Source organism: Janthinobacterium sp. BJB426, assembly GCF_002735705.1.
Taxonomy (GTDB): domain Bacteria; phylum Pseudomonadota; class Gammaproteobacteria; order Burkholderiales; family Burkholderiaceae_D; genus Janthinobacterium.
The window spans coordinates 260,934-287,037 of record NZ_PDZL01000006.1; the positions used below are offsets into that span (position 1 = coordinate 260,934).

29 protein-coding genes are annotated in these 26,104 nt (G+C 61.2%); 20 read left to right on the plus strand and 9 right to left on the minus strand.

The window, feature by feature from the left end; genetic code table 11:
* Window positions 1-5 precede the first annotated feature (5 nt).
* The 4 genes from CSQ93_RS29200 (at window position 6) to CSQ93_RS12885 (ending at window position 1,597) form a co-directional block, all read left to right on the plus strand.
* A complete protein-coding gene (locus tag CSQ93_RS29200; RefSeq protein WP_199534388.1) occupies window positions 6-179 on the plus strand; it encodes a hypothetical protein in 174 nt (57 codons plus the stop codon).
* 234 nt (window positions 180-413) lie between these two features.
* The gene (locus CSQ93_RS29205; RefSeq protein ID WP_180979422.1) at window positions 414-551 is read left to right on the plus strand and encodes a hypothetical protein; all 138 of its coding nucleotides are present in this window, start codon (window positions 414-416) and stop codon (window positions 549-551) included.
* 129 nt (window positions 552-680) lie between these two features.
* On the plus strand, window positions 681-1,049 hold the full coding sequence (locus CSQ93_RS12880; protein WP_099378390.1) for a hypothetical protein: 369 nt from the start codon (window positions 681-683) through the stop codon (window positions 1,047-1,049).
* A gap of 89 nt (window positions 1,050-1,138) precedes the next feature.
* Window positions 1,139-1,597, plus strand: a complete 459-nt coding sequence (locus tag CSQ93_RS12885) for an acyl-CoA thioesterase (RefSeq protein WP_071326331.1) — start codon at window positions 1,139-1,141, stop codon at window positions 1,595-1,597.
* Window positions 1,598-1,685: 88 nt separating this feature from the next.
* Here CSQ93_RS12885 and CSQ93_RS12890 read toward each other — a convergent pair whose 3' ends face one another.
* The 5 genes from CSQ93_RS12890 to CSQ93_RS12910 form a co-directional block, all read right to left on the minus strand.
* Window positions 1,686-3,092, minus strand: coding sequence for a DEAD/DEAH box helicase (locus CSQ93_RS12890; protein ID WP_077406752.1), 1,407 nt, complete (start codon window positions 3,090-3,092; stop codon window positions 1,686-1,688).
* Between the two features lie 381 nt (window positions 3,093-3,473).
* Window positions 3,474-3,995: a helix-turn-helix transcriptional regulator gene (locus CSQ93_RS12895; RefSeq protein WP_099378391.1), complete on the minus strand. Its 522-nt coding sequence runs from the start codon at window positions 3,993-3,995 to the stop codon at window positions 3,474-3,476.
* Between the two features lie 5 nt (window positions 3,996-4,000).
* On the minus strand, window positions 4,001-4,279 hold the full coding sequence (locus tag CSQ93_RS12900) for a hypothetical protein (protein WP_099378392.1): 279 nt from the start codon (window positions 4,277-4,279) through the stop codon (window positions 4,001-4,003).
* 72 nt (window positions 4,280-4,351) lie between these two features.
* The gene (gene fabI / locus CSQ93_RS12905) at window positions 4,352-5,140 is read right to left on the minus strand and encodes an enoyl-ACP reductase FabI (protein ID WP_099378393.1); all 789 of its coding nucleotides are present in this window, start codon (window positions 5,138-5,140) and stop codon (window positions 4,352-4,354) included.
* Window positions 5,141-5,373: 233 nt separating this feature from the next.
* On the minus strand, window positions 5,374-6,786 hold the full coding sequence (locus tag CSQ93_RS12910) for a transglycosylase SLT domain-containing protein (RefSeq protein WP_099378394.1): 1,413 nt from the start codon (window positions 6,784-6,786) through the stop codon (window positions 5,374-5,376).
* A gap of 338 nt (window positions 6,787-7,124) precedes the next feature.
* Between CSQ93_RS12910 and CSQ93_RS12915 the strand changes: the two genes are divergently transcribed.
* Window positions 7,125-7,697 carry a DUF1415 domain-containing protein gene (locus CSQ93_RS12915; RefSeq protein ID WP_099378395.1) on the plus strand — a complete coding sequence of 191 codons (573 nt, stop codon included), beginning with the start codon at window positions 7,125-7,127 and terminating at the stop codon, window positions 7,695-7,697.
* Complete coding sequence (locus tag CSQ93_RS12920) at window positions 7,697-7,891, plus strand: DUF1289 domain-containing protein (protein ID WP_070255368.1); 195 nt, start codon at window positions 7,697-7,699, stop codon at window positions 7,889-7,891. The genes CSQ93_RS12915 and CSQ93_RS12920 overlap by 1 nt, the downstream gene beginning before the upstream one ends.
* 68 nt (window positions 7,892-7,959) lie before the next feature.
* On the opposite strand, the gene CSQ93_RS12925 is transcribed toward CSQ93_RS12920, so the two are convergent.
* A complete protein-coding gene (locus CSQ93_RS12925; RefSeq protein WP_034779265.1) occupies window positions 7,960-8,466 on the minus strand; it encodes a DUF1993 domain-containing protein in 507 nt (168 codons plus the stop codon).
* 259 nt (window positions 8,467-8,725) lie between these two features.
* Between CSQ93_RS12925 and CSQ93_RS12930 the strand changes: the two genes are divergently transcribed.
* Together CSQ93_RS12930 and CSQ93_RS12935 are read left to right on the plus strand one after the other, a co-directional pair.
* Window positions 8,726-11,872, plus strand: a complete 3,147-nt coding sequence (locus CSQ93_RS12930; RefSeq protein WP_099378396.1) for a bifunctional diguanylate cyclase/phosphodiesterase — start codon at window positions 8,726-8,728, stop codon at window positions 11,870-11,872.
* Window positions 11,873-11,886: 14 nt separating this feature from the next.
* On the plus strand, window positions 11,887-14,160 hold the full coding sequence (locus CSQ93_RS12935; RefSeq protein ID WP_199534389.1) for a xanthine dehydrogenase family protein molybdopterin-binding subunit: 2,274 nt from the start codon (window positions 11,887-11,889) through the stop codon (window positions 14,158-14,160).
* Between the two features lies 1 nt (window position 14,161).
* Here the strand turns inward: CSQ93_RS12935 and CSQ93_RS12940 are convergent, their stop codons facing one another.
* Window positions 14,162-14,587, minus strand: coding sequence for a thioredoxin family protein (locus CSQ93_RS12940; protein WP_099378397.1), 426 nt, complete (start codon window positions 14,585-14,587; stop codon window positions 14,162-14,164).
* Window positions 14,588-14,865: 278 nt separating this feature from the next.
* Here CSQ93_RS12940 and CSQ93_RS12945 point away from each other — a divergent pair, with 278 nt between their 5' ends.
* The gene (locus tag CSQ93_RS12945; RefSeq protein ID WP_034749665.1) at window positions 14,866-15,783 is read left to right on the plus strand and encodes a 23S rRNA (adenine(2030)-N(6))-methyltransferase RlmJ; all 918 of its coding nucleotides are present in this window, start codon (window positions 14,866-14,868) and stop codon (window positions 15,781-15,783) included.
* Between the two features lie 197 nt (window positions 15,784-15,980).
* Here the strand turns inward: CSQ93_RS12945 and CSQ93_RS12950 are convergent, their stop codons facing one another.
* Together CSQ93_RS12950 and CSQ93_RS12955 are read right to left on the minus strand one after the other, a co-directional pair.
* Window positions 15,981-16,730, minus strand: a complete 750-nt coding sequence (locus tag CSQ93_RS12950; RefSeq protein WP_099378398.1) for an SAM-dependent methyltransferase — start codon at window positions 16,728-16,730, stop codon at window positions 15,981-15,983.
* Window positions 16,731-16,748: 18 nt separating this feature from the next.
* Window positions 16,749-17,357, minus strand: a complete 609-nt coding sequence (locus CSQ93_RS12955) for a Maf-like protein (RefSeq protein ID WP_099378429.1) — start codon at window positions 17,355-17,357, stop codon at window positions 16,749-16,751.
* 223 nt (window positions 17,358-17,580) lie between these two features.
* Between CSQ93_RS12955 and CSQ93_RS12960 the strand changes: the two genes are divergently transcribed.
* From CSQ93_RS12960 to CSQ93_RS13010, 11 genes are all read left to right on the plus strand, one after another.
* Window positions 17,581-18,078, plus strand: a complete 498-nt coding sequence (locus CSQ93_RS12960) for a YceD family protein (RefSeq protein WP_099378399.1) — start codon at window positions 17,581-17,583, stop codon at window positions 18,076-18,078.
* Window positions 18,079-18,390: 312 nt separating this feature from the next.
* Window positions 18,391-18,573: a 50S ribosomal protein L32 gene (gene rpmF, locus CSQ93_RS12965; protein ID WP_034749653.1), complete on the plus strand. Its 183-nt coding sequence runs from the start codon at window positions 18,391-18,393 to the stop codon at window positions 18,571-18,573.
* A 210-nt stretch (window positions 18,574-18,783) separates the two neighbouring features.
* A complete protein-coding gene (plsX, locus tag CSQ93_RS12970; RefSeq protein WP_099378400.1) occupies window positions 18,784-19,851 on the plus strand; it encodes a phosphate acyltransferase PlsX in 1,068 nt (355 codons plus the stop codon).
* A 15-nt stretch (window positions 19,852-19,866) separates the two neighbouring features.
* Entirely contained in the window at window positions 19,867-20,865 is a 999-nt protein-coding gene (locus tag CSQ93_RS12975) for a beta-ketoacyl-ACP synthase III (RefSeq protein ID WP_099378401.1), read from the plus strand.
* A gap of 32 nt (window positions 20,866-20,897) precedes the next feature.
* Window positions 20,898-21,839 carry an ACP S-malonyltransferase gene (gene fabD, locus CSQ93_RS12980; RefSeq protein WP_099378402.1) on the plus strand — a complete coding sequence of 314 codons (942 nt, stop codon included), beginning with the start codon at window positions 20,898-20,900 and terminating at the stop codon, window positions 21,837-21,839.
* A gap of 53 nt (window positions 21,840-21,892) precedes the next feature.
* Window positions 21,893-22,636 (plus strand): 3-oxoacyl-ACP reductase FabG, encoded by a 744-nt coding sequence (fabG, locus tag CSQ93_RS12985; RefSeq protein ID WP_099378403.1) that lies wholly within the window; start codon window positions 21,893-21,895, stop codon window positions 22,634-22,636.
* Window positions 22,637-22,814: 178 nt separating this feature from the next.
* Window positions 22,815-23,054, plus strand: a complete 240-nt coding sequence (gene acpP, locus CSQ93_RS12990) for an acyl carrier protein (RefSeq protein ID WP_008449912.1) — start codon at window positions 22,815-22,817, stop codon at window positions 23,052-23,054.
* A 29-nt stretch (window positions 23,055-23,083) separates the two neighbouring features.
* Window positions 23,084-24,334, plus strand: a complete 1,251-nt coding sequence (gene fabF / locus CSQ93_RS12995; protein ID WP_099378404.1) for a beta-ketoacyl-ACP synthase II — start codon at window positions 23,084-23,086, stop codon at window positions 24,332-24,334.
* A gap of 120 nt (window positions 24,335-24,454) precedes the next feature.
* The gene (locus CSQ93_RS13000; RefSeq protein ID WP_099378405.1) at window positions 24,455-24,967 is read left to right on the plus strand and encodes a hypothetical protein; all 513 of its coding nucleotides are present in this window, start codon (window positions 24,455-24,457) and stop codon (window positions 24,965-24,967) included.
* A 66-nt stretch (window positions 24,968-25,033) separates the two neighbouring features.
* The gene (gene rpoE, locus CSQ93_RS13005; protein WP_035820241.1) at window positions 25,034-25,657 is read left to right on the plus strand and encodes an RNA polymerase sigma factor RpoE; all 624 of its coding nucleotides are present in this window, start codon (window positions 25,034-25,036) and stop codon (window positions 25,655-25,657) included.
* A gap of 72 nt (window positions 25,658-25,729) precedes the next feature.
* A complete protein-coding gene (locus CSQ93_RS13010) occupies window positions 25,730-26,050 on the plus strand; it encodes a sigma-E factor negative regulatory protein (protein ID WP_099378406.1) in 321 nt (106 codons plus the stop codon).
* Window positions 26,051-26,104: the final 54 nt, after the last annotated feature.

A 26,104-nucleotide genomic window follows, 5' to 3' on the forward strand; every position in this document is an offset into this window, starting at 1 on the left:
GCCACATGCAAACACCAGCCCGTCATGCCCTGTTGCGTGCACACAGCACGCCCGAACCCGATATGCCGCCACCGCCGGAAGGCGATCCCGTCACGCCGCCGCCGGAAACGCCGCCCCACATCGACCCCGTGCCGGTCGAGGAGCCGACGCCGCCGCCACCGCCCGTGAAAATGCATTGACCGGGCACGCTGCGCTCCGTCATGGCGGTTGCGGGGGAGGCGCACGCCGCGTTTATTTCCGATCGGAAATGGACTGCGCGGTGGTCGCCGGCGCTACGCCATTTAAACAACAAAAACGTCAATAAATGTTGCCGAGTGGATACAAATCAAGCCCTAACTGTCGAGTGTCATGCGGCCGTCACGATTCTGTTCTTATAATGAGACATCATAAAAATTCTTGTACAGGAGACCATCGTGGGCAATTCCTTGCATAACAAAATCTACCTGGGCCGGCGCCCTGTGATCACCAGCAAAAACCTTGTGGCGCTGGCCCTGGCGGGCGCCGTGGCGGGTTGCGGCCTCGCATGGCTGCTGCTGCGCAGCTACAAATAACGCTCATCACGCCCGTGTTTCCGCTGCCTGGCCGCTTGGCGGGCGGCGGTAGATTCACGTTGCCTGTTGCCGATGCGCAGCGGGGCGCGTACCATGGGGGCCGAACACCTGGCCTTTTATGGAAAAGTAATGAAGAACGAGAAATTAACAACCGATGAATATGACGCGCTGGAGCAAGTTGCACGCGGCATCAAGACCGAGCGCCCCAGCGCTTGCGTTGCCCGCAATGCCAAGCGCCTGTCCGGCCTGAAGCTGCTCAGCTATGCACGCGATGGCCGTCTGTCCATCACCGAAAAGGCGCAACAACTGCTGTTCCTGCGCCGCTGCATCATGGGGCTGCGCGCCGTCGCTACCGATCCGCTGACCAAGCTGGAGTCGGACGTGGCCTATTTCCTGGGCAAGAAAGCCCACATCGTGGCGCGCGCCGACGGCGAGGGGCACGACATTTCCGACAAGGGCCGCGAATCGCTGGCCGACATCGACACCCTGGGACTGTAACAAGCTGTCCTTGCCACCGGCCCCTGGGGCCGGTTTTCACATCTTCCCTCACTTTTAATTTCCCCTTGGAGAACACTTTGGACAGCGCGATGAACTGGTCGGCCCACGAACTGACGATGACGGTCCTGATGACGCCCGATATGGCCAATTTTTCCGGCAACGTGCACGGTGGCACCATCCTGAAATACCTCGACAGCGTCGCCTATGCCTGCGCCAGCCGCTATTCGGGCAGCTATGTGGTAACCCTGTCGGTGGACCAGGTGATGTTCCTGCAGCCCATTCACGTGGGCGAGCTGGTGACCTTCCTGGCGTCGATCAATTACACGGGCACGACGTCGATGGAAGTGGGTATCCGCGTGGTGACGGAAAACATCCAGCAGCGCCTGGTGCGCCATGCCAACAGCTGCTATTTCACGATGGTGGCCGTGGATGCCAACCGCAAGCCGGTGGCCGTGCCGCCGCTGGCGCTGGAGACGCCGGAGCAGCAGGTGCGCTTCGAGCAGGCCAAGCTGCGCAAGCTGTCGCGCCAGAAGGTGTCGAAGAAGTAAGTGCGCCGGGCATGAAAAAACGGCCACCAGAGTGATCTGGTGGCCGTTTTTTTATTGCTTGCCGCCTGCTGGCGGCATGGCGTCGTGATTAACGGTCGCCGTAGCTGCGGCGTGCGCCGTCGGTGCTGCGCGGGTTGGAACCCTTGTAGCCACCGCCGGTGCTCGGTGCGCCGTCTTTGCGTGGTGCGCCTGGCTTGCTGAACGTGCGTTGGCCTGGCTTCGCGCCGCCACGGTTGTCGCCTGGTTTCCAGCCGCCTGGACGGGCGCTCGAACGTGGTGCCGATGCCGTTTTCTTCGGCTCGAAACCTTCGATGACATTGACCGGGATCAATTGCTTGGTGAAGCGTTCGATGCGCTTGACGTTCATGCCTTCAGCGTGGTTCACCAGCGAGATGGCCAGACCATTGCGGCCAGCGCGGCCGGTACGGCCGATGCGGTGGACGTAGTCTTCCGGGAACTTCGGCAGATCGTAGTTGAACACGTGGGTGATCGTTGGCACGTCGATACCGCGAGCGGCAACGTCGGTGGCAACCAGCACTTTGACCTGGCCGCGGCGCATGCCGTCCAGGGTGCGGTTACGCGCGCCCTGATGCATGTCGCCGTGCAAGGCGGCAGCCGAGAAACCGGCGATGTTCAGACGGTCGGCGATGGTGTCGGCGTCACGCTTGGTGGCGGTGAACACAACAGCCTGGTCCAAGGTTTCGTCGCGCAGCAGGTGGTCCAGCAGGCGATTCTTGTGCGACAGATCGTCGACGAAGTGGACGCGCTGGGTGATGTTTTCATGCTTGTTGCTCGAACTTGCCACCTGGATGACCAGCGGGTTTTTCGTGATGCGGCGCGCCATGTTGCCGACCACGCCATCGAGCGTTGCCGAGAACAGCATGGTTTGACGGCCTTCCGGCGTCGCTTCCACGATCTTTTCGATGTCGTCGATGAAACCCATGTCCAGCATGCGGTCGGCTTCGTCCAGCACCAGGATTTCCAGTTGCGAGAAGTCGATCTTGCCCGAGTCCATGTGGTCGATCAGACGGCCAGGGGTAGCGACCAGGATCTCAGGATTCTTGGCCAGCAATTGCATCTGTTTAGGGTAAGGCATGCCGCCCAGGATCGACACAGCCTTGATGCGGCGGATGCCGGTGCTGTACTTGTCGGTATTGGTGGTCACTTGCAGGGCCAGTTCGCGCGTTGGCGTCAGCACCAGCATTTTTGGCTGGGCAGCCTTGAAACGTGGACGCTCGCCGCGGGCGCGCGATGCTTGCATTTCCTGGTTCGGCGTCTTGCCGGCGGCGCTTTGTTCGGCGCTGGCCAGTTTGTGCAACGATGGCAGCATGAAAGCTGCCGTCTTGCCCGAACCGGTCTGCGACGAGACCAGCAGGTCACGGCCTTCGATCGCGGCTGGAATCGCTTGCGACTGTACCGCGGTTGGCGCGGTGTAGCCCGATTCGGTCAGAGCGGCGATGATGGACGGATGCAGGCCTAAGGATTCAAATGTCATTCTTTTCTTTCGTAAAAATCAGCGTTCTTGCAAAAAGCAGAACGCAAAATAGCAACGCCAACCAAAACGAAATGACTCAACTAGAAAGAAATTTCGGCACAAAAGCTTTGCGCCGGGACGGTGTCAGGTGCGACACACAAGGCGGGAGGGCTTTATAAGCGGCATCCTGTGGATGCGCTAAGGCTTGCGAAGCTGCTAAGTTTGTAGTGCATATAACTGCGGTGTTGCCATCGCTTCAAGGGAACATATTGCAGCGCACAACGACACTATACCGTATTTGATGCCGTTTTGCACGGCCTAAATGGGAAGAAACGAAAGTCCTACCACGTTTCGATGCTGTTTCCTATGTGAAATCAGTAGAAATACGTAGATTTTGCGTGTTTACTTGAGCATGGCCACGATGTCGGCGGACAGCGGCGGCGCCTGTCGCGTTTCCCTGGCCAGGTTGATTTGCCGGGTGACCTGCGCCAGTTCGACCAGGCTGCGTTCCAGCTGATACGTTCCCTTGGCATGCAGCCAGGCCAGCACGTCGGCCAGGTGCCAGATGGTGGCGCTGCCCTCATGCACGGGTACGGGGAAGCTGTGGCGGTACTTGCTCATCAGCTTGTGCAGGTTTTGCCGGGACAGGCCCAGCACCTGCGCCACGTCGGTCAGGCCCACGAGGTCGGGCGCGGCCTCGATCAGCACGGCATCGGGCACGATGGCCTTGACGTCGGCCAGGGCACTGAGCAGTGCTTCCCTGGCATTGCTGGCCTCGCGCGTGAACTCCAGCGCCAGGCGTCCCGCTTGGCCGATGCCGGCCAGGGCGTCGTCGCAGCCGCCGCTGCCCAGGCGCTCGGCCAGCGCATCGAGATCGGTTTCGTGGTCGGGCAGGCGGTACTTGAGGGTAAAGATGTAATCCATAATTGTTAGCCCCTGGGTTTGCGTTGCATGCAGTCGTGGATCAGTTTATTGAAGTCGCAATTGTCGACCACCCGCCGGATCGCCCGCGCGTGGTTGCCGGGATTCTTCGGCGTGCTCCAGATGCAGGCGATGCAAAATTCACCGCAGCGGCAGCCGTCGTCATTGTAGGGGTAGTAGATCTTGCCCCAGGCATGGCTGCCGCCCATTTCCACTCTCCAGCCCTGGCTTTCCGCGTGGCGCAGCGCCGCTTCGATTTCTTTCCTCGGATGCGAGGAGCGCGCCATGCGACGTCTCCAATGTAGGTCGATATTTATTGGTTGTCAAGTGACAACCGATAGATATCGACTATCACCGCATCACTCTACTTCGGGATTGACGGCCATCACTTGCGAAAAGCCGCCATCGACGTAGGTAATCTCGCCCGTGATGCCGGAGGCCAGATCGGATAGCAAGAAGGCGGCCGTGTTGCCCACCTCTTCGATGGTGACGTTGCGCCGAAGGGGGGCGTGTTCGGCCACAAAGCCCAGGAGTTTGCTGAAATCCTTGATGCCGGAAGCGGCCAAGGTCTTGATGGGGCCGGCGGAAATGCCGTTGGCGCGGATGCCGCGCGGACCCAGCGATTCGGCCAGGTAGCGCACGGACGCTTCCAGCGATGCCTTGGCCAGCCCCATGGTGTTGTAGTAGGGCACGGCGCGCACGGCGCCCAGGTAGGTCAGGGTCAGGACCGAGGCGCCCGGATGCAGCAGCGGCAAGGCGGCCTTGGCCATGGCGGAAAAACTGTAGGCGGAAATATCGTGCGCGATGCGGAAGCTGTCGCGCGACAGGCCGTCGAGGAAGTCGCCGGCGATCGCTTCGCGCGGCGCGAAACCGATGGCGTGCACCAGGCCGTCCAATTGATCCCAGTGGCGCGCCAGGTCGCTGAAGACGGCGTTGATCTGTTCATCGCTGGACACGTCGCAGTCAAACACCAGTTCGCTGCCGAATTCGGCCGCAAATTCCGTGATGCGCTCCTTGAAGCGCTCGCCCACATACGTGAAGGCGAGGGTGGCGCCTTCGCGGTGGCAAGCTTTGGCGATGCCATAGGCGATGGAGCGGTTCGACAGCAAGCCCGTGATGAGGATTTTTTTGCCTTGCAAGAAAGCCATGACGACTCCTGTCTGGGTGGTGGACGGGGTAGGCGGATGTGCAACCGGCCGCGACAGCAAAGCTGTGGCGGCCGGTGGAAATCAGATGTCAGGTGGTTTGTAACGCCTAACAACGCCTGATAGAACCGTAGCGAGCGGAAGTGAGTTGTAGGTGAGAAGCGCAACCGTACTTTTAGTACGGTGAGCATCGCAGGCTGCAAATCACGACGCGCAGTAGGTTATGTCAGGTGTACTCAGTGGCGGGCTTTTGCCCGGCTATTGCCGCCGCCACGCTGGATACGCGGTTTCACCAGGGAAATTGGCGCGGCTTGCACCTTGCCACCCTTGGCGGCGCGGCGCAGTGCCTTGGCGGCCCGTTCCGGACGGTCCGCTTCCAGCAGCATGGTGGCGCTGTCGGCGATTTCCTGGGTGATGTCCTTGTTCATCGTGGCCGAGGTTTTCGGCACGAGGATGGTGGAGCCGGCGCGCAGGCTGGTGCGCTGCGGAATGTTATTGGCCTGGCGCAGCACGTCGGCCGTGGTGCCGAATTTCGACGCCAGGGTTTCGATGCGTTCGCGCGCATTGGTGATCTTGTGCGTCGTCCAGCTCGACAAGGCATGGCCCCATTGCGCCAGGTTGGTGGTGAACTTGGCGGCGTTTTCCTGTGGCAACAGAATCTTGGTCTTTTCGCCGCCGATGATGACGGGGCGGTTAAATTGCGGATTCAAGGCCTTGAATTCATCCATCGACAGTTCGGCCAGCTGAGCGGCAACGGTGATGTCGATGTCGCTGGTCTTGTCGATGGCCGTGAAATACGGCTGGTTGTCGACCACGGGCAGGGTCAGGCCGAACTGGGCCGGATTGGCGATGATGTTTTTCACCGCTTGCAGTTTCGGCACGTAGTTGCGCGTTTCGGCCGGCATCAGGTCGGCCAGGCTTTCGAAGTCGGTCGGCTTGCCCAGCGCCTGGTTTTTCTTGATGGCGCGCTGCACCGAGCCTTCGCCCCAGTTGTAGGCGGCCAGCGCCAGTTGCCAGTCGCCAAACATGTCATACAGGCGCTGCAGGTACGTCAGGGCCGCATCGGTCGAGGCCAGCACGCCGCGGCGCTCGTCCTTGAACATGTTTTGCTTGAGGTTGAAATCACGCCCGGTGGCGGGCACGAATTGCCACATGCCGGCCGCATTGGCGCTCGAGAATGCTTGCGGGTTGAAGGCGGACTCGATGAACGGCAGCAAGGCCAGTTCCGTCGGCATGCCGCGCTTTTCCAGTTCCTGCACCACGTGGAAGATGTAGCGCGAGGCGCGCGCCGTGGTGCGGGCGATGTAGTCGGGGCGGGTGGCGTACCAGTTGACGTGATTGGCTACCAGCTGGTTGTTGATGTCGGGAATCGCATAGCCGCTGCGGATGCGGCCCCAGACGTCGGCTTCGCGCAGCGGATCGGAATTGTCGCTGAGGTTTTTCAGCAGACGGTCGGTCTTTTGCAGGCGGTTGTCGAGGGTGGGTAGTTTCGCCGTGACCTGGGCGGTCATCGGGATCAGGGCGGGTGCGGTGGCGGCGACTGGCGCGTTATCGCTCTCAACACCGGCTTCGTACGCCTGGCTGAGGGCGGGCGCAAGCGCCAGGGCCAACGCCGCCAGGACGGTAGATTTAAAGGAGTTTTCGTGCATAGTGTTCCATTGTTGTCGTCGGAGAAACATCGGACAGACCCATGATTCAGCAGCGAGTGTACGTATATCCACATGCCGGAGTCAAGAATTATGTCAGCATGATGACAGGAAATAAGCGGCAATAAGTGGGAAACGGCTGAGTTTCCATTCGTAAATGCTGTCATTATTGCAAATTTAATTTGCCCAATGCGTGATTCGGCCGCTGTTATAGCATACATGGCGGGGAGGCTGGCGCAAGCCTGGATGGCGCCCGGCATGAGGCTGCGCAAAAGTGCGTACAATTTGGCTTTGGCCGGCCATTCAGCCGCTGGCCGCCTTATTGATAGAGAGTCAAGTATATGAACACCCCGACGCGCCACGACGACGACAACGCCGTCATCATCGCCAATACCGTTGCCTGGCTGGAAAAGGCCGTGATCGGCCTGAACCTGTGCCCGTTCGCCAAGGCCGTGCACGTCAAGAAGCAGATCCGCTATGTGGTGTGCGAGTCGAGCAATCCCGAAGATCTGCTGGCGATGCTGATGGACGAGCTGCAAACCCTGGCCGACACGGATCCCGAGCAAATCGACACGACCCTGCTGATCCATCCGTACACCCTGAACGATTTCCTCGACTACAACGAGTTCCTCGATGTGGCCGACGCGGCCGTGGAAGACATGCACCTGGCCGGTGAGCTGCAAGTGGCCAGTTTCCACCCGAATTACCAGTTTGCCGAGACGTTCGAGGACGACATCAGCAACTACACCAACCGTTCGCCGTACCCGACCCTGCACCTGCTGCGCGAAGACAGCATCGAGCGCGCCGTCGAGGCGTTCCCGGAAGCGTCGGAAATCTTTGACAAGAATATCGCCACCCTGGAAGCGCTGGGCACCGAAGGCTGGGAAAAGCTCGGTTTGCCGAAGGTGTCTTGATGGCTGACAAGGAATTGCCGCCGCGTCCCGATACGCCCTGCGTGGCCGTGTGTTCGACGACTTTCGATGAAATCTGCCGCGGCTGCGGCCGCAGCGTAGTGGAAGTGGCCCACTGGGTGTCGATGACGGATGAAGAGAAGGAAGTGGTGTGGGTGCGGATTCTTTCTCAAGGTTATCCGCGCCGGAATACCTGATTTAACCCAACTGCAACTGCCGGGGTCGGACCTTGAAGGTCCGGCCCCGGTACTTCAGAGGCTAGCGATCAATAGCTGCCAATAAAATCCTTTTTACCCACTTCAATGCCATTGTGGCGCAGGATGTCGTACGCCGTCGTCGCGTGGAAGAAGAAGTGCGGCAGCGCGTAGTGGAACAGATACGTCTGGCCCGTGAAGTGCTTGGTCTTTTCGCCGCTGCCGGTGGTGATGGCGCGCGTTTCGCTGCCGTCGATGTCCGCTTGCGGCAGGCTTTCCAGGAAGGCGATGGTTTTCACGATGCGCGCCTTCAGCTCTGCAAAGCTCTGTTCGCTATCTTCATACGGTGGCACGGCCACGCCGGCCAGACGCGCGCCGCAGCCCTTGGCGAAGTCGGTGGCGATCTGGATCTGGCGCACGAACGGCAGCATGTCGGGGAACAAACGGAATTGCAGCAGGGCGTTCGGGTCGATTTTCTTGTCTTGCGCGTGCGTTTCCGCCTTGTCCAGGATGGCGGCCAGGCTGCCCAGGATCTGTTTGAAGACGGGGATCGAAGCGGAGTAGATGGAGAAGGTCATGGTGGTTCCTCTAGGTAAAGTGGCGCGATGATAGCAAGCTGCGCGCTTTTCTGCTGGCGCCGGCCGGGCGCATCATCCCACGTGTGGTTTTTCAGCCCTGTCTATATAGCATGACGTCGCCGCCAGCGCGTGTTTATTGGTGACTTTTTCCACTTTTTCCATGCATAATTGCTCCTCATAAAGTTTCTTCCCGCCTCACCACCCGATTCCCCTGTAAAGTCAATGATCGCCCGCCTGACCCCTGTTGCCCTGTTGCCGCATGTTTAATTCACCTTACCAGCGCCTGCGCGCCAGCCTGCGCGTGCTGTATGGCTCGTCGATCTATGGCGCCTTGCTGCTGGTGGTATTTGGCGGCCTGGTCGTGCCCGCCATCTTCGGCAGCTATGTGCTGGTCGGCGTGCATGAGCGCCAGTCGGCGCGCACCAGCCTGAACGAGGCCTTGCAGCGCAATGCCGACATCCTGGCGCTGGGCATGCAGGAGTCGTTGTGGAACATGAATGCGGAATCGGCCCATTCGCTGGTCGAGTCGGTGATGCGCGACCGCTCCGTGCTGCTGGTGAAGGTGCTGGGGCAGGGCGACACGGAATTCATCAGCCTGCAGGCGCCGCAGCGGCCCGTGGGCAATCTGTACCGCGCCGAGCGCGACATCCTCGTGCGCGGCGAACGCATCGGCCACGTCGTCGTCGAGATGGACGATGCGCGCAGCCAGCAGGAGCTGCGCGAAAAGCAGATGTCGTATATTTTCGTGCTGGGCGCGCAGCTGGCCGTGTCGATGGCGCTGATCGTGCTGTTCCTGAACCGCCGTCTGTTGAAACCGCTGCGTCGCCTGACGCGCTTTTCCGACCGCCTGTCGCACGGCGATTTCGACACGCCGCTGGCTTCGCACAGCAATGACGAGCTGGGTCGCCTGACGGCCCAGCTTGAGCAAATGCGCGCGGCCATCGGCCAGCTGTTCGAGGATGTGGGCCAGCGCGAGGAACGTTTCCGCACCATCGTCACGCAGGTGCCGGGCGCCGTCTTCCGCTACCGGCCCGACGGCCCCATCGATTTCGTCAGCGACGCCATCGAAGACATTTCCGGCTATTCGGCGCGCCAGTTCATGCGCGGCACCACGCATGCCTGGGCCGACCTGATCTGCCCGGAAGACCGCCGCGAGCACCGCCGCGCCGTGCGCCAGGCGGTGCTTGATGTGCGGCCGTATGCGCTGGAATACCGCATCATCGATGCCTTCGGCATCGAACGCTGGGTGGCCGAGAATGGCCAGCCGCAGGCGGGCGAACAGGGCGTCACCTGGGTCGATGGCATCATCGCCGACATCAGCCAGCGCAAGCACCACGAGATGCGCATCGAAGCGCTGCTGACCGAGCAGAGCGCGATTCTCGACAACGTGATGTTCGGCGTGATGTTCGTGCGCCACCGCCGCATCATTTCCGTCAACCGCCGCTGCGAGGAACTGTTCGGCTATGACCATGCCGAGATGACGGGCAGTTCGACGGCCATCGTGTTCATGACCTCGTATGACTTCGAAGAGGCGGGCGAGCGCCAGTATCCGGCGCTGGCCATGGGCGGCGATTTCAGCGAGGAGCGCCAGTACAAGCGCCGCGACGGCAGTGTGTTCTGGGCGCTGGTCAGCGGCTGCGCGCTCGACCCGCTGCGCCCCACTGAAGGCAGCATCTGGGTGTATGCGGACATCACGGCGCGCAAGGAAGCCGAGGAAAAGCTGCGCCTGTCGGCTACCGTGCTCGAACATATCGCCGATGGCGTGATGGTGGTCGATGCCGGCGGCATCATCGTCACCGTCAATCCCGCCTTTACGCAGATCACCGGCTATACCGAGGCCGAAGCGGTGGGCCAGCACTCGTCGCTGACACGCTCGGTGCGCCACGACGCGGCGTTCTACGAGGCGATGTGGGACGAGCTGAAAGCCAGCGGTTTCTGGCGTGGCGAAATCTGGCACCAGCGCAAGAACGGCGAACTGTACCTGGAATGGCTGACCATCAGCGCCGTGCGCGACGCGCGTGCTGGCACCACGCATTATGTGGGCGTGTTCAGCGACATCACCCTGATCAAGGAGTCGCAGGAAAAGCTCGATCACATGGCCCACCACGACCCGCTGACGGCGCTGCCGAACCGGCTGCTGTTCCACGACCGCCTGCAGCACGCGCTGCTGCGCGCCGCGCGCGACCAGGAACAGCTGGCCGTGCTGTTCATCGACCTGGACCGCTTCAAGAACGTCAATGACACCCTGGGCCACCATGTGGGCGACGAATTGCTGCAAAAGGTGGCCGGCCAGCTGGCGGCCCGCCTGCGCGAAGGCGATACCCTGGCGCGCTTGGGCGGCGATGAATTCATCGTCCTGCTCGAACGCGTCGACGGAGAGTACGGTGCCACGCAGGTGGCGGAAAAGCTGATGACCATGTTCGACCAGCCGTTTACGGTGGCCGACCATGAGTTGTTCGTCACCTGCAGCGTGGGCATCAGCCTGTATCCGGACGATGCGCTGGACTTGAACATGTTGATCCGCAATGCCGACGTGGCCATGTACCAGGCCAAGGCGCGCGGGCGCAACGGCTACCGCTTCTATGCGCCGTCGATGACAGGCGAAGGCGTCGAGCGCCTGCGCCTGGAAACATTCTTGCGCCGTTCGCTGGAAAAGAATGAAATGTTCCTCAATTACCAGCCGCAGGTGGAAATCGACACGGGCCGCCTGGTCGGCGTCGAGGCGCTGGTGCGCTGGAACCACCCGGAACTGGGTCTGGTGCCGCCGGCCCGCTTCATTCCGCTGGCCGAGGACAGCGGCTTCATCAACCAGCTGGGCAAATGGGTGCTCGACGAGGCGTGCCGCCAGATGATGCGCTGGCAGGCGCAGGGCTTGCACGTGCCGAAGATGGCCGTCAATCTGTCCGTCAAACAGTTCGAGCGGGGCAGCATCGCCGGCATGGTGGCCGCCATATTGAAGGAAACGGGCCTGGAGCCGCAGCGCCTGCAGCTGGAAGTGACAGAATCGGTCATCATGAACACGGGCGACGCACTCGGCTTCATCAACGACTTGCACGCCATCGGCGTGGGCCTGGCCATCGACGACTTTGGCACCGGCTATTCCTCGCTCGCGTACCTGAAACAGCTGCCCGTGCAGACCCTGAAGATCGACCGTTCCTTCATCAAGGATATCTCGACGGACGTCAATGACGAGGCGATTGCGATTGCCATCATCCAGCTGGGCAAGAGCATGCAATTGTCGGTGATTGCCGAAGGCGTGGAGACGGAAGAACAGGCCGCCTTCCTGCTGCGCCATGGCTGCAAGCTGGCGCAAGGCTATTTTTATAGCCGTCCGGTGCTGGCACAGGATATGCTGGAGCGCTGGATCGATACGCTGGATCAACCCGCTGGATCCACCACTAACTAATTAAAGGGTATCCCATGGCCGGAGAAAAAAACACGTCGCGCCGCCGTTTCCTGCTCGGCGGCCTGGGCCTTGGCGTGGCCGGCGTGGGCGCCCTGGTGCTGGGCTGGGGCGTGCTGCCGCCGCGCCAGCGCCTGCATGGCAGCACGCCGCTGCCGCTGCAGGATGGCGCCGTGGCCCTGAACGGCTGGCTGGCTATTCAAGCTGACGGCAGTGTCCTCCTGGCCATGCCGCGCAGCGAGATGGGGCAGGGCGTGCACACGGCCTTGCCCATGCTGGTGGCGGAGGAACTCGACGTACCGCTGGCCAGCGTCAAGCTGATCCAGGCGCCCATGGATAAAATCTTCGGCAACGTGGCCATGCTCCAGGATGGCCTACCCTTCCACCCGGACGACCACGGACGCGTCAAGGCGCTGGCCCAGTGGACGGTGGCCAAGGCGGCGCGCGAACTGGGCGTGATCGTCACGGGCGGCTCGTCGAGCGTGAAGGATGGCTGGGGTCCCATGCGCGAAGCGGGCGCTTCCGCACGCGCCATGCTGGTGGGCGCGGCCGCCGCGCTGTGGCAAGTGCCGGCCGCACAATGCCGCACGGAAAATGGCGCAGTGGTTCATCCGGACGGCCGGCGCGCCAGCTACGCCAGCCTGGCGCAGCGCGCCGCCGGCATAGCCCCAGGCGCGCCCGTGCTGAAGCTGCCCAAGGATTTCAAACTGATCGGCCAGCCGGCGCCGCGCCGCGACACGCCGTCCAAAGTGAATGGCAGCGCGCGTTTCGGCATCGATGCGCGTCCGCCCGGCATGCTGTATGCGGCCCTGCATCTGCCGCCGCGCCTGGGCGATACCCTGTCCGCGTTCGACGCGGCGCCCGTGCTGGCCATGCCCGGCGTGAAAAAGGTGCTGGACCTGACGCCGCAGCTGGCCCAGCGCAGCGTCTCGTGCGCCGCCGTGGTGGCCGACACCTGGTGGCGCGCCAGGCAGGCGGCCGCCGCCTTGCCGACGCAGTGGAAGGCTGGCCCGCAAGCGAACTTGTCCAGCGCCGGCGTGTATGCGGAGTTTGCTCGCCTGTTGGACACTGAAGCCGGTTATGCCTACCACGCCAGCGGCGAAGTGGAAAGCAAAGCCGTGCAGGGTTTGCGCAGCATCAAGGCAGAGTACCGCGCCCCGTTTCTCGCGCACGCCGCCATGGAACCCGTCAACTGCACCGCGCAAGTCAAGGATGGCAAGGTGATGCTGTGGGTGTCGACGCAGGCGCCCGGCATCGCCGTCGACGTGGCGGCGAAGGTGGCTGGCGTCGATGCGAAAGATGTGATGATCGAGGTGCTGCTGCTCGGTGGCGGTTTTGGCCGGCGCCTGGAAGTGGACATGATCGCGCAAGCCGTCGCTATCGCGCTGCAGTGCGGCGGCGCGCCGGTGCAACTGGTGTGGACGCGCGAACAGGATACCAGGCACGATATGTACCGTCCCGCCGCGCTGGCCCGCTTCGCGGCCCGCCTCGACGAGCACGGCCGCATCGCTTCCTGGGACAATAAATCCGTCAGCGGCTCCATCACGCACCAGTTCTTGCAGCGCAATTTCGGCTTGCCCGGTGCGGGGCCGGACAAGACGACGGCCGAAGGCGAATTCGACATGCCGTATGAAATCGCCAACCAGCGCATCGCCCACGTGATCGCCGACAGCCCCGTGCCGATCGGCTACTGGCGTTCCGTCGGGCACTCGCACAACGCGTTCTTCAAGGAAAGCTTTATCGACGAGCTGGCGCACGCGGCGGGGCAGGATGGCATCGCCTTCCGCCGCGCCATGCTGGTGCAGCATCCGCGCCACCTGGCCGTGCTCGATGCCGCCGTTGCCAGGGCGGGCAGTCCGCCGCTCGGCCATGCGCATGGCGTGGCCTTGCACCAGTCCTTTGGCAGCATTGTCGCGCAAGTGGCGCAGGTGTCCGTGGAAAACGGCGAGATCCGCGTGCAGCGCGTCGTGTGCGCCATCGATTGCGGCATCGCCGTCAATCCGAACATCATCGCCCAGCAGATGGAGTCGGCCGTGCTGTTCGGCCTGTCGGCGGCGCTGGGCGGCGAGATCACCTTCAAGGAGGGGAAAGTCGAGCAGGGCAACTTCCACGACTATCCCGTGCTGCGCATGGGGCAAACGCCCGAGGTTGAAACCATCATCATCGCCAGCGCCGAACATCCGGAAGGCGTGGGCGAGCCCGGTACGCCGCCGATCGCGCCGGCCGTGGCCAATGCCGTGTTCAGTTTGACGGGGAAAAGGCTGCGCAGCTTGCCGCTGCGCCTGGGTTGATTTACAGGGTGGCGGCCAGTAAATGACGCAGATTGCAGTCGCGCTGCCAGTCGCGCCGCTCCTGCGTGCTGCCGGCCAGCGCCGCCAGTTCGTCCCCGCTGAGGGCTTGCTGCGCCTGCACCATGCGGTGCGCCAGGCCGCCGTCGGGCAGCACGGTGCCGAAGAAGGCCACGTTGTCCTCGTGCTGGATCAGCAGGGTGGGGAAGTTGTCGATGTCGAGGTCGCCCACCACGTCGGCCTGGTCTTCGATATCGATCCAGACGAAGACGGTGTCCGGGTGGCGCGCGGCCAGTTCCTCGAACGTGGCGCGGTAGCTGCCGCAAGTGCCGCACCACAGCGCGCACAGGCAAGCCACCGTCCAGCGCGTGCCGGCCAGGGCTGTGGCGACGTCGGCGCGGTTGTCGGTCGTGAGGGTCAGGCTGTGCATGGTCGTATCTGGTTAGTAGGGCGGATGGGCGCCAGGCGCCCGATGCGCGTATTCTACCGCGCCCGGCGACGCCAGTCCTGGTAATGCATGAGCTTGTTTAGCCGTGTTTTTTGATGCAATCCGCCTTTCTGGTGGATAATGCTGGTAATTGCGCGCTGATTACGCTGGTCCATGCTGTTTCCTGGCCCCGCAGCCTGACCCCTCCAGTCTGTTTTCATGCCCTGCCCGGTGTCAGCGCTCCCGCCTTTATTTATTTTTATTATGGAATTAGCCAGCTTATGTTGAGTTACCGCCACGCCTTTCACGCGGGTAATCACGCCGATGTGTTGAAACATTATGTGCAGATTCAGTTGTTGCAATATCTGAATCAAAAAGATACCGCCTATAGTTATATCGATACCCACTCCGGCGCGGGCGTGTATGCGCTCGACGGCGGCTATGCGTCGAAAAATGCCGAGTACGAAACAGGCATCGCGCCACTGTGGGACCGCACGGACTTGCCAGCCTCGCTGGCCGAGTACATGAAGCTGATCAAGGAAATGAATCCGAGCGGCAAGATGCGCTACTACCCGGGTTCGCCGTACTGCGCCGACAAGGTCAGCCGTGAGCAAGACCGTCTGCGCCTGTTCGAACTGCATCCTGCCGATGCCAAGATTCTGGCCGACAACTTCCGCAAGGTCGAGGCGCATGCGCTGGCCCAGGGCGAGCGTCCGACCGTGCGCGGCAAGCGCGTGCTCATCACCAAGGCCGACGGCTTCCAGAGCCTGAAAGCCCTGCTGCCGCCGCCATCGCGCCGCGCGCTGGTGCTGATTGACCCGCCGTATGAAGACAAGATGGATTACCGCAAGGTCAAGGACACCCTGGCCGATGCCCTCGTGCGCTTCCCTTCGGGCATGTATGCCGTCTGGTATCCGGTGCTGCAGCGCATGGAATCGCGCCAGTTCGCCGACAAGCTCAAGCAACTGCCCAGCTCGGACTGGCTGCATGTGACCCTGACGGTCAACACCCCGTCGCCGGACGGTTTCGGCTTGCACAGCAGCGGCATGTTCATCCTGAACCCGCCGTACACCCTGGAGCCGATGTTGCGCGAAGTCATGCCGTACCTGGTGAAGGTACTGGGCCGCGACGATGGCGCGAAGTTCGTATTGGAAACGGGCAAGGGCGGACAAAAGAACACGGGCACCCGTCGAGTCTGAAGACACCTGACCAAACCTGCTGCGCGTCGGTATAGGCGGCCTGCGATGCTCACCGGCTCGGCGCCCCCGTACAGAGTACGGTTGCGCTTCTTGGCCACCTCTCCCTTCCGCTCGCTACGGTTTTGTCAGGTGTCGTAACTATCGTAGTTGAGCAAAGTAAATAACGCCACGGCAAATATTTCCGTGGCGTTTGTCGTTTACTGTCCCAGCAACAGGAACACGGTCGGTTTCTTGTGGAAGTCCGGCGCCTTGCCGGCGGACAATTGTTTCTTCCACTGCGCGCCATTCCACGTTTGCACGCTTTCCGTGTCCAGGCTCAGGTCGGTGGCGACGCAGATCAGGGTGGACGGCGCGCATTGCGCCACCAGCGCTTCGAGCATGGCGGCGTTGCGGTACGGCGTTTCGATGAACAACTGGGTCTGCTTTTCATTGCGCGAGCGGCTTTCCAGTTCCTTGATGCGTTTGGCGCGCAGGGCCGCGTCCGTGGGCAGGTAGCCGTTGAAGGCGAAGCTCTGGCCGTTCAAGCCGCTGGCCATCACGGCCAGCAGGATCGACGACGGGCCCACCAGCGGGCGCACTTTAATGCCGTGCTGATGCGCCAGGCGCACCAGGTCGGCGCCGGGGTCGGCCACGGCGGGCACGCCCGCTTCCGACACGAGGCCCGCATCGCGTCCCGCCAGCAGGGGTGCCAGCAAGCCGGCCAGCGCTTGCGCGGGGGTATTGACGTTAAGTTCGGAAATCGTGATTTCCTGCAGCGGCTTGGCCAGCGGATGCTGGTTGCCGATCAATTTCAGGAAGGCGCGCGCCGTCTTGGCGTTTTCTGCCACGAAATAATCGAGCTGCGACGTGATCTGCCGTACTTGCTCGGGAATGATGTGGGCCAGCGGATCGGCCGGGCTGTCGGACAGGCCGAGGTGGTTGGGAATCAGGTACAGGGTGCCGGTCATATTGTTATTGTCGGTAAATTAAATGGTGAAAAACGTGATGCCCGCCTTGCGCAGCATGCCGGTGAGGGCGATCAGCGGCAAGCCGGTGAGGGCGGTCGGGTCGGTGGTGGCGATGCATTCGAGCAGGGCGATGCCCAGGCCTTCGTTCTTGGCGCTGCCGGCGCAATCGTAAGGCTGCTCGATGCGCAGGTAGGCGTCCAGTTCCGTATCGGGCAAGTCGCGCACGGTGACGAGGGTCTGGATATCTTCCACTTGCGCCACAGGCAACGCCTGGCGGCCGTCGAGCAGGCACAGCGCCGTGTGGAACACGGTCTGGCGCCCGCGCATGGTTTGCAGTTGCAGCAAGGCATTCGCATGGTTGCCGGGCTTGCCGATCTGTGCGCCGTCCAGGGTGGCGACCTGGTCGGAGCCGATGACGAGGCTGCCAGGATAGCGGTCGAGCACGGCCTGCGCTTTTGCTTGCGCCAGGCGCAGGGCCGTGGCGCTGGGGCTTTCACCGGGCAGGGGGCTTTCGTCGAGATCGGGCACGGCGACCTCGAAAGGCAGGCGCAGGCGTTCCAGCAATTCCTTGCGGTAGGTCGAACTCGATGCAAGAATCAAGCGCAATGGGGCGGAAGTTGGTATCATTCGGTAGTGGATGGCGGCCGGCATGGCCGCGCTGGTCGATGTCAGTGGAATTTCACGCAAATCCCAGGGCGCAGAGCCCACAATTGAGGCTCCATGCGGCATGACGGTGTTGATGAAGTTGTCATGTTGATGGCAATGATTGCGTCAAAAAAGATGCTTAGCCTTTGACTCCGTGCTAAAAACCCTGTTATTATCGCAGGTTTTCCGGGGAAATTTTCTACCAATGAATGCTTTTGTGATCGACGCCTTTGATTTTTGTCGTATCAGCGGGAGCCGCGAGGGTGTAACTCCTGTCGCTGAAATGACCCGGTTGACCAAGGATTGTGCAGATAATTCCGGCGAGATCGCCTGGAAGATCGTCGGCGGCACCAGCAAGCTGGGCTACCCACAACTGACCTTGTCGGTCAACGGCACCGTTCAGCTGGTTTGCCAGCGCTGCCTGACTCCGTATGCTTACGCAATTGATTCGACGACCACTCTGATGCTGGGCAAGGATGACGAGCACGCGGACGAGATCGAAGAAATCATCAACGATGAAACGATCGACGTGATCGTCGGCAGCCGCAGCATGGATGCCGCGGCCCTGATCGAAGATGAAGCCTTGCTGGCCCTGCCGCAGGTACCCAAACACGACGTCTGCCCCGATACGGCGCAGCTCGATGCTCTCAAGACTGAAAAGAAGTCGCCGTTTGCAGCACTGAAAGACTTGAAGCCAGAATAGAGTAGTAAAAAGGAAGCTTTAAAAAACCGTAGCGAGCGGCCTGATATCGTCTTGAGTAGCGCAAGCGTACGAAGGTACGCTGAGCAACGCAAAGGCGATAGCGGGAAGCGCAGTAGGTTTTTGATGCTTCCTGTAAAGAACGTGTCAAACGCGTGTTGTAATCGAGTATGGCAAGTGTAGTGAAATGTAATTGTAATAAACGATGTCGGTCCGGGCTATTTTCGGGTAGTCTTTGCCGCTGGGATACTCGATTCGCATGTATTTGCTAATCGATTGTGCTAAAATTTTAGAACTTATGTATTAGGAGTCATCATGGCAGTTCAACAGAACAAGAAAACCCCTTCCAAGCGCGGCATGCACCGTTCGCACGACTTCCTGGTCGCGCCGCAATTGAGCGTCGAGCCAGTTACCGGCGAAACACACATGCGTCACCATATCAGCCCTAACGGCTTTTATCGTGGCCGTAAAGTGTTGAAGACCAAAAACGACGAGTAATCGACGTTTTTGTTGGGTAAGATGAAAGCGGTGTTGCGTGGTTATTCGGCGTGGCGCCGCTTCTTCTTTTTTATCGGCTGCAATTCATCTTGCGCACCCGTCATTTTGAATCAAGCTTGCTCAGGCGGTGCATGACATGCTGCGCCCTGCATATGCTCCAGTCCGATTCACATCTTGCCGCACGCCCGCAGCGGTATTGAATCAACACAAATGACAATCAAAATTTCTATCGACTGCATGGGCGGAGATCATGGTCCCTCAGTCACTATCCCCGCAGCAATTTCCTTCGTAAAACATGAGCCTGAAGCCGAACTGATCCTTGTTGGATTGGAAGACGTGATCCGTGCCGAACTGAAAAAACATAAAGCCGACACGCATCCGCGCCTGTCGGTATTGCATGCCTCCGAACAAGTTACCATGGACGATCCCCTGGAAGTGGCCCTGCGCCGCAAGAAGGATTCCTCCATGCGCGTGGCCATCGAACAGGTCAAGAATGGCGTGGCGCAAGCCTCCGTTTCCGCCGGTAATACGGCAGCCCTGATGGCCGTGTCGCGCTACGTACTGAAAACCATGTCCGGCGTCGACCGCCCGGCCATCTGCAGCATCTTGCCGAATCAAAAGAACGGCCCGACCTACATGCTGGACCTGGGCGCCAACGTCGATTGCGAACCGCATCACTTGCACCAGTTCGCCATCATGGGTTCCGTGCTCGTGTCCGCCATGGAGGGTATCGAACGCCCGACGATCGGTTTGCTGAACGTGGGCACGGAAGATATCAAGGGCAATGAAGTGGTGAAACTCACCGCGAAGCTGCTGCAGGCCGACCACGAGCGTGGCGCGCTGAACTTCTACGGCAACGTGGAAGGCAACGATATCTTCAAGGGCACGACCGATATCGTCGTCTGCGACGGGTTTGTCGGCAATGTCACCCTGAAAGCCATCGAAGGCCTGGCGCGCTTCATGAAAGACGTGCTCACTTCCGAATTCAAGCGCAATCCGATTACCATGCTGGGCGCGCTGATCGCCCGCGGGGCCCTGAAAGCCATCGGCAACCGCTTGAATCCATCGCGTTACAACGGCGCCAGCCTGCTGGGTTTGCGTGGTCTCGTCTTCAAGAGCCATGGCAGCGCCGATGCCTATTCGTTTGAATGGGCCTTGCGCCGCGCCTTTGATGCGGCAAAAAATGACGTGCAAGCACACCTGGCCAGCATGATCGCCGAGCTGATGCCGCGCACGCCAGTACCGGACGAACCTACATCAACAAGCTCTACCATTTAGTGGACGGGTATTTGCATGACTGTTTTTAGCAAAACTTACAGCAAAATTATCGGGACCGGCAGCTACTTGCCGGAGAAGCGCGTCACCAACCAGGATTTGACCGAACAGCTCGCCGCCAAGGGCATCGAGACGTCGGATGAGTGGATTGTGTCGCGCAGCGGCATTTCGGCGCGCCATTACGCGGCGCCGTCGCAAAACTCCTCGGACCTGGGCGTGGAAGCGGCCAAAAAGGCCCTGGAAATGGCCGGCCTGAACGGCAACGACCTGGACCTGATCATCGTTGCAAGCTCGACCCCCGATTTCTTCGGCAGCTTCCCCAGCACCGCCTGCATCGTGCAAAACAAGCTGGGCATCACGAATAACTGCGCCGCCGTCGACGTGCAAGCCGTCTGCAGCGGTTTCGTGTATGCGGTGGCCACGGCCGACAGCTTCATCCAGTCGGGCATGCATAAAAACGTGCTGGTGATCGGCGCCGAAGTGTTTTCGCGCATCCTCAATTTCGATGACCGCGGCACCTGCGTGCTGTTCGGCGACGGCGCCGGCGCCATCGTCATGACGGCGTCAAAAGAACCAGGCATCCTGGCCACCAAATTGCACGCGGACGGCCGCCACTCGGACATCCTCAGCGTGCCGGGCAGCCTGGCTGGGGGCGCGCTGGCTGGCAGCGCTTTCCTCTACATGGATGGCCCGGCCGTATTCAAGCTGGCCGTGTCCGTGTTGGAAAAGGTCGCGCACGAAGCATTGGCGCACGCCAACATGACGTCGGACCAGATCGACTGGCTGATTCCGCACCAGGCGAACATCCGCATCATGAACAGCACGGCCAAGAAACTCGGCTTGCCGCTGGACAAGATGGTCGTCACCGTCGACCAGCATGGCAATACCTCGGCCGCCTCGATCCCGCTGGCACTCGACATTGCCGTGCGCGATGGCCGCGTCAAGAAGGGCGACAACGTCATGATGGAAGGCGTGGGCGGCGGCTTTACCTGGGGCGCTGTGCTGGCGCGCATGTAATCCCGCAACACTATTAAAAAAACGGAGTCGACATGACACAATTTGCATTTGTTTTCCCAGGCCAAGGCTCGCAAGCGATTGCGATGCTCGACGGTTTCGCCGGCAACCCCGTGGTTGCGCAGACCGTCGCCGAGGCGTCGGACGCCCTGCAATTCGACCTGGGCAAGCTGATCGCCGAAGGCCCGAAGGAAGAACTGGACCTGACTACCAACACGCAACCGGTGATGCTGACGGCGGCCGTGGCCTTCTACCGCGCCTGGCTGGCGGCTGGCGGCCCCGTGCCGACGGTCGTGGCCGGTCACAGTCTCGGTGAATACTCGGCACTGGTTGCCGCCGGCGTCATTTCCTTCAAGGATGCCGTGCCGCTCGTGCGTTTCCGCGCGCAAGCCATGCAGGAAGCCGTGCCTGTCGGGCAGGGCACGATGGCTGTCGTGCTGGGCCTGTCGGATGACGACGTGCGCGCCGTGTGCGCGGAAGCGGCGGCGGAAAACCCGGCCCTGGTGGTCGAGCCTGTCAATTTCAATGCGCCAGCGCAAGTGGTCATCGCGGGCCACACGGCTGCGGTCGAGCGCGCCTGTGAACTGGCCAAGGCCAAGGGGGCCAAGCGCGCCATGAAGCTGCCCGTTTCGGCACCGTTCCACTCGTCGCTGCTGAAGCCCGCGTCGGACCGCTTGCGCGAGTACATGGCTAGCTTGACGTTCGCCGCTCCGCAAATCGCCCTGATCAACAACGTCGACGTGGCCATCGTCAATGATGTGGCCGGCATCAAGGATGCGCTGGTGCGCCAGGCAGCCAGCCCCGTGCGCTGGGTGGAAACCATGCAAAAAGTGGCGGCCGACGGCATCACGCAAGTGATCGAATGCGGTCCGGGCAAGGTCCTGATGGGCCTGGCCAAGCGCATCGATCCGGTACTGGTGGGCGACGCTATCGTCGACCAGGCATCGCTGGAACGCATTTTGACGCAGCTCAAATAAACAGCAAACGGCAGTGCAGCTGTGGCTGCCGTCAGCCATCTTTAAGGATACTCATGAATTTAGCAAATCAAATCGTGCTGGTCACGGGCGCCTCGCGCGGCATCGGCCGCGCCATCGCCACCGAACTGGGCAAGCAGGGTGCCACCGTGGTCGGCACCGCCACCTCGGAAAGCGGCGCGCAAGCGATCACCGATTACCTGGCCGCCGAAGGCGTGACGGGCAAGGGCCTGGTCCTGAACGTGACCGATGCGGCGCGCTGCGCGGCCGTCGTCGATGAAGTGCAGAAAACCTACGGCAGCCTGTCGATCCTGGTCAACAACGCGGGCATCACGCAAGACCAGCTGGCCATGCGCATGAAGGATGAAGAGTGGGACAGCGTCATTTCGACGAACCTGTCGGCCGTTGGCCGCCTGTCGCGCGCCGTGCTGCGTGGCATGATGAAAGCCAAAACTGGGCGTATCATCAATATTACGTCCGTGGTGGCTTCGTCGGGCAATCCGGGGCAAATGAATTACGCGGCGGCCAAGGCTGGCGTGGAAGGCATGAGCCGCGCCCTGGCGCGCGAAATCGGCAGCCGCAACATTACCGTGAACTGCATCGCGCCGGGCTTCATCGATACCGACATGACCAAGGCGCTGAGCGAAGAGCAGCATGCGGCCCTGTTGACGCAAATTCCCCTGTCCCGCCTGGGCAAACCGGAAGACGTGGCAGCGGCCGTGGCCTTTTTGGCCTCGCCGCAAGCGGCGTATATCACGGGCACGACCCTGCACGTGAACGGCGGAATGTACATGAATTGATGTGAAAGCTAGACAGGGCGGGCGTTTGTGGCATGATTCAACGGCTGTTTTTGTCTATAATCGCATCTTTTAGCAGCAGCTTCGGTTGAATTAGCAGCAGACACCGAAATTAGTATTCGGACGCGCAAACCTGATAAAATGCGCGCACTTTCCGTAACACACACTTTGGAGCCATAACATGTCGGATATCGAACAACGCGTTAAGAAAATCGTCGCTGAGCAACTGGGCGTTGCAGAAGCAGACATCAAAATCGAATCCTCCTTCGTCGACGACCTGGGTGCCGATTCCCTGGACACCGTGGAACTGGTCATGGCCCTGGAAGACGAATTCGAAATGGAAATCCCTGACGAACAAGCTGAAAAAATCACCACCGTGCAACAGGCGATCGACTACGCCACCGCACACGTCAAGGCCTAAGCCTGTCTGACCGACTTCAGGAGAATCGCTTGAGCCGTTCTAAAAACCGTCGTGTTGTTGTCACCGGCCTGGGCTGCGTTTCACCTGTCGGCAATACTATTGCCGAGGCGTGGGGCGCAATCATTGAAGGTAAATCCGGCATTGCCACGATTACCAAGTTCGATGCACTGCCATTCACCACGCATTTTGCTGGTGAAGTCAAAGGCTTCAATATCGAAGAGTACATCTCCGGTAAGGAAGCCCGCCACATGGATACCTTTATCCATTACGGCATGGCTGCAGGCATCCAGGCGATGCAGGACTCCGGCCTGGAAGTGACCGAAGAAAACGCCGAGCGCATCGGCGTGATCATCGGTTCCGGTATCGGCGGCTTGCCGCTGATCGAGGAAACCAAGTCCGAGTACGAAAAGCGCGGTCCGCGCCGTATCTCGCCATTTTTCGTGCCTGCCTCGATCATTAACATGATCTCTGGCAACCTTTCGATCAAATATGGTCTGAAGGGCCCGAACCTGGCGATTGTTACAGCGTGTACCACCGGTTTGCACAGCATCGGTGCCGCAGCGCGCATGATCGAGTACGGCGATGCCGACGTCATGATCGCCGGTGGTGCTGAATCGACCGTGTCGCCACTGGGCCTGGGCGGTTTCGCTTCGGCGCGTGCCTTGTCGACCCGCAACGACGATCCGGCAACGGCATCGCGTCCGTGGGATACCGACCGCGACGGCTTCGTGCTGGGCGAGGGCGCTGGCGTCATGGTGCTGGAAGAGTACGAGCACGCGGTGGCCCGTGGTGCCAAGATATATGCCGAAGTGCATGGTTTCGGGATGAGCGCAGATGCTTATCACATGACCTCGCCGCTGGAAGATGGTAGCGGCGGCAGCAAATCGGTGATCGCGGCCCTCGACAACGCAGGCTTGAACCCGGATCAGATTCAATACCTGAACGCGCACGGCACGTCGACCCCGCAAGGCGACGTGGCAGAAGTGATGGGCATCAAGCGCACCTTCGGTGATCACGCCAAGAATCTGGTCGTCAACTCGACCAAGTCGATGACGGGCCATTTGCTGGGCGGCGCGGGCGGTCTGGAAGCGGTGTTTACGGTCCTGGCATTGCACCATCAGGTGTCGCCTCCGACCATCAACATCTTCAACCAGGATCCGGCGTGCGATCTCGATTTCTGTGCCAACACGGCGCGTGATATGAAGATCGATTATGCAGTGAAGAATTCGTTCGGCTTCGGCGGAACGAATGGCACGCTGATTTTCGGTAAAGCGAAATAAGCAGGAACTTTCAAGCGCTCGCTACGGTCAAATCGTAGTGAGCGCTGATTCGCCGCCAACGTTCGTTGGCGGCTGAATTTGCCCGGCATGGTGCCGGCGCGCCTTTTTTCCCCATGAAGTATGTCGATCGCGGTAGCGGCTGTCATTCGCACGCCTGTCTGTTTGCGCCTGTTGCAAGCGGTGCTGGGGCTGTGCGCGGTGCTGGCCGCCTGGCCCTTGAGTGGCGTCTGGCGCAGTCTGCCCGCGCCCGGCCAGCTGGTGGGCGACTATGCATTGGGCTTGCCTGGTGCCTTGCTGAGTGCGGCTGGCGGCGTGTTTTTACTGGCTTTTCTGCGCCGGCGCAGAAAGCCGCAGGCGCTTGATATTTCGCCGGTTGGGCAGTTGCGGCTGGCGGTATATCTGGAGCATGGCGAAGTGCCGGAAGCCGGTGCCGCCACGGTGGTGGCGCCGGCTGGGGCGGGGCTGCGCCTGTTGCCGGGCTCGACCTTGTGGCCGTCGCTGCTGGTGCTGTGCCTGGCGGATGGCGCCGGACGGCGCACGCAGCTGCTGGCGCAGCGCGGCGGCAGCTGCACCGCCTTCCGTCCGCTGGCCGTGGCGTGCCGGGCTATCGCGGCGCGGAACAGGGAAGAATAAAAGTGGGGCGAACACTGAACTTCTTGCAGCGGGCCAACTCTATATCCATACAGGCGCCCACGCTGCATGACTACAGGGACATTGGGCGTGAGGACAGAGCGCGAGTATGATCAGTTACTGGTCGAGCGGGTGCAGGCTGGCGACAAACGGGCATTCGATGTGCTGGTATCGAAATATCAGCGCCGCTTGATGCGCCTGGTGTCGCGGCTGGTGCATGACCCGGCGGAGGCCGAAGATGTGGTGCAGGAAACCTTTATCAAGGCATACCGGGCGCTGCGCCATTTTCGCGGCGAGGCCGCCTTTTATACCTGGTTGTATCGCATCGGCATCAATACGGCCAAGAATTATCTCGTCACGCAAGGGCGCCGCGCCGCCACGTCCAGCGATGCCGACGCCGAGCAGGCGGAGTCTTTCGATGACGGCAATAAGTTGCGAGACAACAATACACCCGAATCGGTGCTGGCCAGCAAGCAGATTGCAGCCACCGTCAATGCGGCCATGGATGTGCTGCCCATCGAGTTGCGCACGGCCATCGTGCTGCGCGAGATCGAGGGGCTGAGCTATGAAGAAATATCGGAGATCATGGCGTGCCCCATCGGCACCGTGCGCAGCCGGATTTTTCGCGCGCGCGAAGTGATTGCGGAGAAATTGAAACCGTTGTTGGACATGCCGATTGACAAGCGCTGGTAATCTGGGGAGTATGGAGTTGGCATGGCTGCGTCCGGTTTTCGCACCGATCTTCTTGAAATGGCAGGGCCCATCATGGACACGCATACACGATTGCACGAGACTATTTCCGCGCTGGCCGATGGCGAGCTGGCGGCGAGCGAACTCGAACTGGCTTTTGCCGCCCTCGATACGCCATCGGGAAGGCAAGCCTGGGATGCCTATCGCCACATCGGCGACGTGCTGCGCTCGGAGCAGTACGACCATGCACTGAGCGCCCAGTTCGACGCGCGCCTGGCCAGCCGCCTGGCCGCGGAGGCGGCGCCCGAAGGGGCAGCTCATGTGGAGCCGTTGCCGCCCCTCGTGCCGCCGGGCGTGGCCGAGCCGCTGGAGGCGGGGCCGCTGGCGCAGCGCTAAGTAACCCCCAATAAATTATTGTGATTTCTGACTTCCATAACCGGCGCTCTGCAA